The sequence below is a fragment of the Pseudomonas brassicacearum genome (assembly GCF_003732265.1).
In the GTDB taxonomy this organism is placed as follows: domain Bacteria; phylum Pseudomonadota; class Gammaproteobacteria; order Pseudomonadales; family Pseudomonadaceae; genus Aquipseudomonas; species Aquipseudomonas brassicacearum_D.
The window spans coordinates 1-529 of record NZ_MOBK01000436.1 but is presented as its reverse complement, the minus strand read 5'-3'; the positions used below and the strand labels follow the sequence as shown (position 1 = coordinate 529).

The 529-nt window shown below is 60.9% G+C and carries 1 protein-coding gene; it reads right to left on the bottom strand.

Features of this window, described 5'->3' with window-relative positions:
- Nucleotides 1–69: 69 nt before the first annotated feature.
- Nucleotides 70–529: ATP-binding cassette domain-containing protein (locus tag BK660_RS32105; RefSeq protein WP_123436474.1), on the bottom strand; the 460-nt coding region annotated here is incomplete at its 5' end.

Below are 529 nucleotides of genomic sequence, written 5' to 3'. Positions count from 1 at the left end.
TGAACATTCGCTGGGCACCGTATAAAAATAAAAGACCCGACGTCGTTCAAGACGCCGGGTTTCGGTCAATCAGATGGGCGTCAGGCAACCTTCCTGCAAATGCAGGACGCGATCCGTCTGGCGAGCCAGGTTCATGTCATGGGTCACCACCAGGAACGCGGTGCGCATCGAGGTGCTGAGTTCCAGCATCAAATCCTGAATGCCCTGGGCGGTGTGGGAGTCGAGGTTGCCGGTCGGCTCGGCGAGCATCACCAGGCCTGGCTTGTTCACCAGGGCACGGGCGATGGCGACGCGCTGACGTTCGCCACCGGACAACTCGGACGGTTTGTGTTCCAGGCGATGGCCCAGCCCTACCCGGTCCAGCAATGCCGTGGCGGGCTGACGTGCTTGCGGGATCGCAGTCTTGCCGATCAGCAACGGCATGCAAACGTTTTCCAGCGCGGTGAATTCCGGCTGCAAGTTGTGGAACTGGTACGCGAAGCCGAGGGAACGGTTACTCAGCAGGCCGCGATTCTTCTCGCTCAGTGCC